This is a genomic window from Pseudomonas sp. NPDC087803 (assembly GCF_044742995.1).
Lineage (GTDB): Bacteria > Pseudomonadota > Gammaproteobacteria > Pseudomonadales > Pseudomonadaceae > Aquipseudomonas.
Map to the genome: position 1 here is coordinate 1,307 of NZ_JBIUVO010000104.1, position 8,114 is coordinate 9,420.

Here is an 8,114-nt window from a genome sequence, read left to right on the forward strand (position 1 = left end):
TCATTGGCGTCGATACGGAGAAAGCGTGATGAGCAAGTTCATGGATTGGGTGGATGCACGCTTCCCTGCCACCAAGATGTGGGAAGACCATCTCAGCAAGTATTACGCTCCAAAAAACTTCAACTTCTTTTATTTCTTCGGCTCGTTGGCGCTGCTGGTGCTGGTCAACCAGATCGTCACCGGTGTCTGGCTGACGATGAGCTACACGCCGTCGGCAGAAGAGGCGTTCGCTTCCGTCGAATACATCATGCGCGACGTCGAGTACGGCTCGATCCTGCGTCTGCTGCACTCCACCGGCGCTTCGGCGTTCTTCATCGTGGTCTATCTGCACATGTTCCGTGGCCTGCTCTACGGTTCGTACCAGAAACCGCGTGAACTGGTCTGGGTGTTCGGGATGCTGATCTACCTGGCGCTGATGGCTGAAGCCTTCATGGGGTATCTGCTGCCGTGGGGTCAGATGTCCTACTGGGGTGCCCAGGTGATCATCTCGCTGTTCGGTGCGATTCCGGTGATCGGTAACGACCTGACTCAGTGGATTCGTGGTGACTACCTGATCTCCGGAATCACCCTGAACCGCTTCTTCGCCCTGCACGTCGTGGCCCTGCCGATCGTGATTCTTGGTCTGGTGGTGCTGCACATTCTGGCGCTGCACGAAGTCGGCTCGAACAACCCTGATGGCGTCGACATCAAGAAGCACAAAGACGAAAACGGCATCCCGCTGGACGGCATCGCCTTCCACCCGTACTACACCGTGAAAGACATCGTCGGCGTGGTGGTGTTCCTGTTCATCTTCTGCTTCATCGTGTTCTTCTTCCCGGAAATGGGTGGCTACTTCCTCGAAAAACCAAACTTCGAGCAAGCCAACCCGTTCAAGACGCCTGAGCACATTGCACCGGTCTGGTACTTCACGCCGTTCTACGCGATCTTGCGTGCGATCCCGGACAAGCTCATGGGCGTGATCGCCATGGGCGCCTCGATTGCCATGCTGTTTGTGCTGCCATGGCTTGATCGCAGCCCGGTCAAATCGATGCGCTACAAGGGCTGGATGAGTAAAGCCTGGCTGGTCGTGTTCTGCATTTCCTTCGTGATTCTCGGCATTCTGGGCGTACTGGCCCCGACGCCGGAGCGCACACTGGTGTCGCAGATCTGCACCTTCCTGTACTTCGCCTACTTCATTCTGATGCCGTTCTACACCAGGCTCGAGAAGACCAAACCGGTTCCGGAAAGGGTGACTGGCTGATGAAAAAGTTATTTTTTGCTCTGATTTTTGCTGCTCTGCCTGTGCTGTCTTTTGCCGCCGAACACGGTGGTCCGGAGCTGGAAAAAGTCGATATCGACGTGTCCGACAAGGCTGCCCTGCAAGATGGTGCGCGTACCTTCGCCAACTATTGCATGGGTTGCCACAGTGCCAAGTTCCAGCGTTATGAGCGGGTTGCCGATGACCTCGGCATCCCGCATGAAATGATGCTCGACAAACTGGTGTTCACCGGCGCCAAGATCGGCGATCACATGAACATCGGCATGCAGCCGGCAGACGCCAAGACCTGGTTCGGTGCTGCTCCGCCGGACCTGACGCTGGTGGCGCGCGTGCGCGGCACCGACTGGCTCTACGGTTATCTGCGCTCGTTCTACGAAGATCCGGCGCGCCCATGGGGCGTGAACAACAAGGTCTTCCCGAACGTCGGCATGCCTAACGTGCTGGTCGGCCTGCAAGGTCGTCAGGTGGTGGGCTGCAAGCAAGTGCAGATCGTCGAGGACGGCAAGAAGCAATACGATCCGCTGACCGGTACGCCGCTGACGCATGAAGCGTGCGATCAGTTGACCATCGTGCCGAAAACCGGTGCTCTGAACGAAGAGCAGTTCGATGAGAAGGTCAAGAATCTGGTAACCTTCCTGGCTTACTCGGCTAACCCGGTTAAGCTGCAACATCAGCGCATCGGTACTTACGTCTTGCTGTACCTGGCGTTCTTCTTTGTGTTCGCCTACCTGCTCAAGCGTGAATACTGGAAAGACGTGCACTGATACGCTTCAAGCATTGCTGTTAATCGCGCGCGCCCAAGGGTCCCTCCGATAACGCAACGTCTGGTTCGCCAGGCATTGCGGGAGGCACCCTCTGGGCGCGCGCGTTTTTCCGGTTCCGATAATTTCAACAAGCGAGGAGGATCGCCATGGGCGTGACCAATCGGTTGGCCTGTTACTCCGACCCCGCCGACCACTATTCCCACCGAGTGCGCATCGTGCTTGCAGAGAAGGGTGTCAGCGCCGAAATCATTTACGTGGAAGCTGGTCGCCAGCCGCCTAAACTGATTGAGGTGAACCCTTACGGCAGTCTCCCGACACTGGTCGATCGCGACCTGGCGTTGTGGGAGTCGACCGTGGTGATGGAATATCTGGATGAGCGTTACCCGCATCCGCCACTGATGCCGGTTTATCCGGTGGCGCGTGCCAACAGTCGTCTGCTGATTCACCGTATTCAGCGTGACTGGTGTGGTCTGGTGGATCTGATTCTTGATCCCAAGTCCAAGGAGGCTGCGCGTGTCGTGGCGCGCAAGGAATTGCGTGAAAGCCTGACGGGCGTGTCGCCGCTGTTCGCCGACAAGCCGTTTTTCCTCAGTGAGGAACAAAGTCTGGTGGATTGCTGCCTATTGCCAATACTCTGGCGTTTGCCGATTCTGGGTATTGAACTGCCGCGGCCGGCCAAGCCGCTGCTTGATTATATGGAGCGCCAGTTTGCGCGTGAGGCTTTCCAGGCGAGTCTGTCTGGTGTCGAACGCGATATGCGCTAAGGCTTAAGGAGCCGCTATGAACTCCAGTCGACCTTATCTGGTCCGCGCGCTCTACGAGTGGATTGTGGATAACGATTGCACCCCGCACATGCTGGTCAATTCCGAATACCCGGCGGTGCAGGTGCCCCAGGGTTTCGCCAGTGACGGGCAGATTGTCCTGAACATTTCGCCCAGCGCCGTGCGTCACTTGCACATGGACAACGACGTGGTGACCTTCGAGGGTCGCTTCGGTGGCGTTCCGCACAGTCTGTATGTGCCGATCAGCGCGATTCTGGGCATCTACGCCCGGGAGAACGGGCAGGGCATGGTGTTCGATCTCGAGTCGCCGATGGATGACGAAGACGATATCGAGCCGGATGACGACTTGCCGCCACCAGGCAGCGAGCCGCCGCGCCCAAGCGGCCGACCCAGTTTGAAAGTGGTGAAGTAATAAAAAAGGCGACCCGAAAGGGTCGCCTTTTTTATTACGTAGGAGCTGCCGAAGGCTGCGATCTTTTGATCTTGATCTTAAAAACAAAATCAAAAGATCGCAGCCTGCGGCAGCTCCTACACGGTGTTGGTCAGTCGATGTATTCGAACAGCTTGACGATCTTCTGCACGCCGGAAACGCTCTGCACCAGATTGGTCGCCTGTTGCGCTTCTTGCTTGGTCAGCAAGCCCAGCAGATAGACGATGCCATTCTCGGTCACGACCTTGATGCGCGAGCCGGGAATGCTGGCATCGGTTAGCATCTGGGTCTTGATCTTGGTGGTCAGCCAGGCGTCGTTCTGGCGGGCGAGGAAGCTCGAAGGCGCGATCACTTGCAGCTCGTTGTGCACCTTCTTCACCCGCTGGACGTTGGCGGCGGCCTGTTCGGCCTTGGCCTTGAGGTCTTCGCGCGGCGTCTGGCCGGCGAGCAGTACCACGCCGTTGAAGCTGGTGACGACGATATGCGAGTCCTTGTCCAGGCCTGGGTCGGCCTTGGCCACGTTGACACCGACTTTGGTCTCGATCAGCGAGTCGTCGATTTTGCTGCCGAAGGTTCGGGTGCCGCGGTCGTCTTCAATCGGTGCTTCGCGGCTGGCATTTACCACCGAGGTGCAGCCGCTGATGCCGAGGCACAGGGTCAAGGCCAGAAGGCCAAGGCGATTAGGGGTCATTCTTCACTCCCGAACAGTTGGCTGTCGATCAGATCGCAGAGGCAATGGATCGCCAGCAGATGGACTTCCTGAATACGTGCAGTGACATGGGCCGGTACGCGAATCTCGACATCCTCAGGCAGCAGCAGCGAAGCCATGCCGCCGCCATCGCGGCCAGTCAATGCTACGACAATCATTTCGCGATCATGTGCGGCCTGGATCGCTTGAATAATGTTCGCCGAGTTGCCGCTGGTCGAAATCGCCAGCAACACATCACCGGGCTGACCGAGTGCGCGGATCTGCTTGGAGAACACTTCGTTGTAGCTGTAGTCGTTGGCGATCGAGGTGATCGTCGAGCTGTCGGTGGTCAGGGCGATGGCCGGCAGGCTCGGGCGTTCGCGCTCGAAGCGGTTGAGCAGTTCCGAGGAGAAATGCTGGGCGTCGCCGGCAGAGCCGCCGTTGCCGCACGAAAGCATTTTGCCTTCGTTGAGCAGGGCGTTGACCATGATCTGGCTGGCTTGCTCGATGTGCGGTGCAAGTACGTCCATCGCCTGTTGCTTGGTGTCGATACTGGCCTGGAAAAGCTGGCGAATTCGGGATTGCATGTCCATCTGTGTGACCTTAAGTGGCGCGGCTGTTCGGCACGTGAATGTGCAGCCCGCAAAGCAAAGAGCAAAAATTGTCGGTGAAAGTGTCCGGAGCGGTGTGCAGAGAATCAACCATCGAACGCATTCTGCAACCAGTTCAACTGATCAGGGTGCCTGTCGATGGCCACCACGTCGAAGCGGCAAGGGGAATCGGCCCAGCGTGACTCACGCTGAAGAAAATACTGTGCGGCGAAAATCAGTTTCTGCCGTTTGCGCTCATCGATGCTAGCGAGCGCGCCACCCCATTGAGTGTTTTTTCTGTAGCGGACTTCGACGAATACTACTGTATCGCCATCAAGCATGACCAGATCAAGCTCGCCCCGTTTGCATGACCAGTTCTGCGCCAGCAGGCGCAGACCCTGGTGTTGCAGATGCTCGAGCGCCTGGCGCTCGGCATCCTTGCCGCTTTGCAGGTGCGAGCTGTCGGGCATCAGCGCGGGGTGTCCGGCAGGCGTTGAACCTGACCGTTGACGAACTGCGCCCATGGCAACTGGCGCACCACGCGTTGGGTCTGGGTCATGCCCAGGCTGCCCGACTGACCTTCGATGCGGCTGTCCGGCAGGGCCTTCAGCTGACCCAGGCGCGGCGCCAGACGGTAGGCATCGACGCCCATCGCGTACAGGCGACCGAGACTGCCGGCCGCTTGTGGCCATTGTGCGGTGACTTGCTGACGCAGCGGATCATTGGCTTCCAGCAACCATGGGGTTTCGCAGAAGCGCACGCCATTCATGTCGTTGTACTGGTTCACATCGCCGCTGGCGCTGTAGACGTGGGAAGTTGCGTACACCGGAACGTCACCCGCGTACTGGAAGTTCAGGGTCGGCTTGATCTGTTGCGCTTGCTGCGGGGTGGCTGCCAGGAAGATGAACTCGATGTCCTGACGACGCGACGGCTGTGCGGCGACGTTGGTGCCAGCGGCGTTCTGCAGGCTCTTGGCGCGGGCTTCGCTTTGACGCAACTGGAACATGTCGGCGATCTGCTGGGCCAGTTGCACCGGCTGATCGACACGTTCGGTGGCCACGATGCTGCCGCCATTGGCTTGCCAGTCCTGGCTGAACGCACGCAGTACGCGGTCGCCCCATTCGCCTTTCGGCACCATGATGGCGGCGCGGTGCAGACCGTCGGCACGGGCACGACGCGAAACTTCGCGAGCTTCGTCTTCAGCCGCCAGGCCGAACTGGAAAAGTTGCGCCGGACCTTGATCGCCTTCGCTGTAATTCAATGCGAGGGTGGTGATCGGCAGTTGCGGACGGGTGCTCAGTTGTTTGACCAGCGGTTTTTCCAGCGGACCGACGACCAGTTGCACGCCATCAGCCTGGGCCTTGCGGTAGAACTCATCCATCGAGGTCAGCTTGGAGCTGTCGTAGAACTCGATGGCGGGCGGCTTCTGGCCGGCCTGTTGCGCTTGATAGTGCGCCGCCATGAAGCCTTCACGCAGGGCCTTGCCGACCGAGGCCAGCGGGCCGTCTTGCGGCAGCAGCAGGGCAATCTTGCTCAGGGGCTGGCTGGCCAGTTCCTTGAGTTTGGTCAGGGGCAGCGGCAGGTTGATCGCGGCCGGATGTTTTGGATTCTGTGCGCGCCAGGCATCGATTGCCGCTTGCTGCTGTTCCAGGGTGCCGGCGGTCTTCACGGCGAGGGCCAGGCCCATCCAGCCACCGAGGTCGTCGGAAGTGTTGGGTTGCAGCTGATCGGTCGGCAGCGAAGCGATCAGGGTCCAGATTGCTTCGTGGTTCTTGCTCGCGGCTTCGCCTTTGAGCATCGGTGCGATGAAGATGCGCTCGCGAGCGGCCGCCAGAGTCTGGCCATCGGCTTCCAGGGCGCGGGCATGCACGGTGCCGGTGCGCACTTGCTGATCTTCCGGCATTTCGCTCAAGTGCTGCAGGCTCGGATGGCTCAGGGCGGTCAGCGCAGCTTTCGGCTGATTGCGGGTCATCGCCAGTTCAGCGGACAGGGTGCTGGCGAAGATCTGTTGGCCTGGCTTCAACTGCTCCATCGGCACTTGTTGCAGGATCTGCGCGGACTGGCCGGCATTGCCCTGGCGATAAGCCAGGTCTGCCGCGCTCAAGCGCAACAGGGCGGCTTTTTCCGGCGTCTTGGCCTGGGTAGCCTGTTCGAGCAGTTGCTCGATGCTGGCATCCGGAGTCCGTGGAAGTTCGCCAAGGCTGGAGGAAGGGGAGCTGGCGCAGGCCGCCAGCAAGGCAGCGAGGCAGAGGGCAGTGAACAGCCGCAGGCAAGCGATCATGTAAGTGTTCCTGATACTCGATCAAATTAGCGTGGAATTGTACCCAAGCACTGGCCGGGGCGCGATGTTACTGGCGTGAAACCGTCAATTTAGCTGAAGCAAATGTTGCGGCGTCGCACAAAGACGCGCAAAACCGGCGTCGGCCGGAACGCATCGCAAGCCTCGTGACGCGTTACAATGCCGGCTTTTACCGATCATGAGGTGTGCGCTTTGACTGCTCCAGGTCCTTTGAATTCCGCTGCTGGCTCGCTTTATGTGGTGGCGACGCCCATCGGCAACCTGGACGACATCAGCGCCCGGGCCCTGAAAATCCTTCGCGAGGTTGCACTGATTGCCGCCGAGGACACGCGGCACTCGGCGCGCCTGATGCAGCACTTCGGCATTTCCACGCCGTTGGCTGCGTGCCACGAACACAACGAACGTGATGAAGGTAGCCGCTTTATTACCCGTTTGCTGGCGGGCGATAACGTCGCGCTGATTTCCGATGCCGGGACGCCACTGATTTCCGATCCGGGCTATCACCTGGTGCGTCAGGCGCGGGCGGCAGGGATCAATGTGGTGCCGGTGCCGGGTGCCTGTGCGTTGATCGCGGCGCTGTCGGCGGCGGGTCTGCCCTCCGACCGGTTCATCTTCGAAGGCTTTCTGCCGGCCAAGTCGGTGGGGCGCAAGGCGCGTCTGGAAGCAGTCAAGGAAGAGCCGCGAACGCTGATTTTCTATGAGGCCCCGCATCGCATTCTCGAATGCCTGCAGGACATGGAAGCGGTGTTCGGTGGCGAGCGTCAGGCGCTGCTGGCCCGGGAAATCACCAAGACTTTCGAGACACTTAAAGGCTTGCCGCTGTCCGAGCTGCGTGCATTTGTCGAGTCCGACAGCAACCAGCAGCGCGGCGAGTGCGTGGTGCTGGTCGCGGGCTGGTCGGCACCGGAGTCCGAAGATGCAGTCAGCAGCGAGGCGATGCGCATCCTCAATCTGCTGCTCGAAGAGATGCCGCTCAAGCGTGCGGCCGCCCTGGCTGCACAAATCACGGGTGAGCGCAAAAACGTCCTTTACCAGGTCGCACTGGCCCAGCAGAAGGGCGAGTAACCCGTCGCGCAGACAGGTTTTACGGCTATTAGCGCTTGTTCTTCGGGCGCTCTGCCGTTAACCTGCGCGGCGGAGAGTCGATCGGACAGTCGCTGCCCTCTATGAAAATTAGGGGGGGGAGGAAAGTCCGGGCTCCATAGGGCGAAGTGCCAGGTAATGCCTGGGAGGCGTGAGCCTACGGAAAGTGCCACAGAAAATAACCGCCTAAGCGCTTCGGCGCCGGTAAGGGTGAAAAGGT

General features: G+C 59.6%; 9 protein-coding genes and 1 other RNA gene. 6 read left to right on the forward strand and 4 right to left on the reverse strand.

Annotation, left to right across the window (positions count from 1 at the left end):
• The first annotated feature begins 28 nt into the window (after nt 1-28).
• The 4 genes from ACIOUG_RS25980 to ACIOUG_RS25995 all read left to right on the forward strand — a co-directional run bounded on the left by ACIOUG_RS25980 (nt 29) and on the right by ACIOUG_RS25995 (nt 3,216).
• Nucleotides 29-1,240 (forward strand): cytochrome bc complex cytochrome b subunit, encoded by a 1,212-nt coding sequence (locus ACIOUG_RS25980; RefSeq protein WP_401069892.1) that lies wholly within the window; start codon nt 29-31, stop codon nt 1,238-1,240.
• On the forward strand, nt 1,240-2,022 hold the full coding sequence (locus tag ACIOUG_RS25985) for a cytochrome c1 (RefSeq protein WP_401069895.1): 783 nt from the start codon (nt 1,240-1,242) through the stop codon (nt 2,020-2,022). Before ACIOUG_RS25980 ends, ACIOUG_RS25985 begins: the two co-directional genes overlap by 1 nt.
• Nucleotides 2,023-2,168: 146 nt before the next feature.
• Nucleotides 2,169-2,786 (forward strand): glutathione S-transferase N-terminal domain-containing protein, encoded by a 618-nt coding sequence (locus ACIOUG_RS25990; RefSeq protein ID WP_007961620.1) that lies wholly within the window; start codon nt 2,169-2,171, stop codon nt 2,784-2,786.
• Between the two features lie 16 nt (nt 2,787-2,802).
• Entirely contained in the window at nt 2,803-3,216 is a 414-nt protein-coding gene (locus ACIOUG_RS25995) for a ClpXP protease specificity-enhancing factor (protein ID WP_027612189.1), read from the forward strand.
• 130 nt (nt 3,217-3,346) lie between these two features.
• Here the strand turns inward: ACIOUG_RS25995 and ACIOUG_RS26000 are convergent, their stop codons facing one another.
• From ACIOUG_RS26000 to ACIOUG_RS26015, 4 genes are all read right to left on the reverse strand, one after another.
• Entirely contained in the window at nt 3,347-3,925 is a 579-nt protein-coding gene (locus tag ACIOUG_RS26000) for a BON domain-containing protein (protein WP_007961621.1), read from the reverse strand.
• Nucleotides 3,922-4,515 carry a phosphoheptose isomerase gene (locus ACIOUG_RS26005; protein WP_007961622.1) on the reverse strand — a complete coding sequence of 198 codons (594 nt, stop codon included), beginning with the start codon at nt 4,513-4,515 and terminating at the stop codon, nt 3,922-3,924. The genes ACIOUG_RS26000 and ACIOUG_RS26005 overlap by 4 nt, the downstream gene beginning before the upstream one ends.
• 104 nt (nt 4,516-4,619) lie before the next feature.
• On the reverse strand, nt 4,620-4,982 hold the full coding sequence (locus ACIOUG_RS26010) for a YraN family protein (RefSeq protein WP_025109296.1): 363 nt from the start codon (nt 4,980-4,982) through the stop codon (nt 4,620-4,622).
• The gene (locus ACIOUG_RS26015) at nt 4,982-6,793 is read right to left on the reverse strand and encodes a penicillin-binding protein activator (RefSeq protein ID WP_096797143.1); all 1,812 of its coding nucleotides are present in this window, start codon (nt 6,791-6,793) and stop codon (nt 4,982-4,984) included. The genes ACIOUG_RS26010 and ACIOUG_RS26015 overlap by 1 nt, the downstream gene beginning before the upstream one ends.
• Before the next feature lie 177 nt (nt 6,794-6,970).
• On the opposite strand from ACIOUG_RS26015, the gene rsmI reads away from it, so the two are divergent.
• Nucleotides 6,971-7,876 (forward strand): 16S rRNA (cytidine(1402)-2'-O)-methyltransferase, encoded by a 906-nt coding sequence (rsmI, locus tag ACIOUG_RS26020; RefSeq protein WP_401069902.1) that lies wholly within the window; start codon nt 6,971-6,973, stop codon nt 7,874-7,876.
• Between the two features lie 73 nt (nt 7,877-7,949).
• Nucleotides 7,950-8,114: RNase P RNA component class A (gene rnpB, locus ACIOUG_RS26025), an RNA gene on the forward strand; the annotation flags it as partial.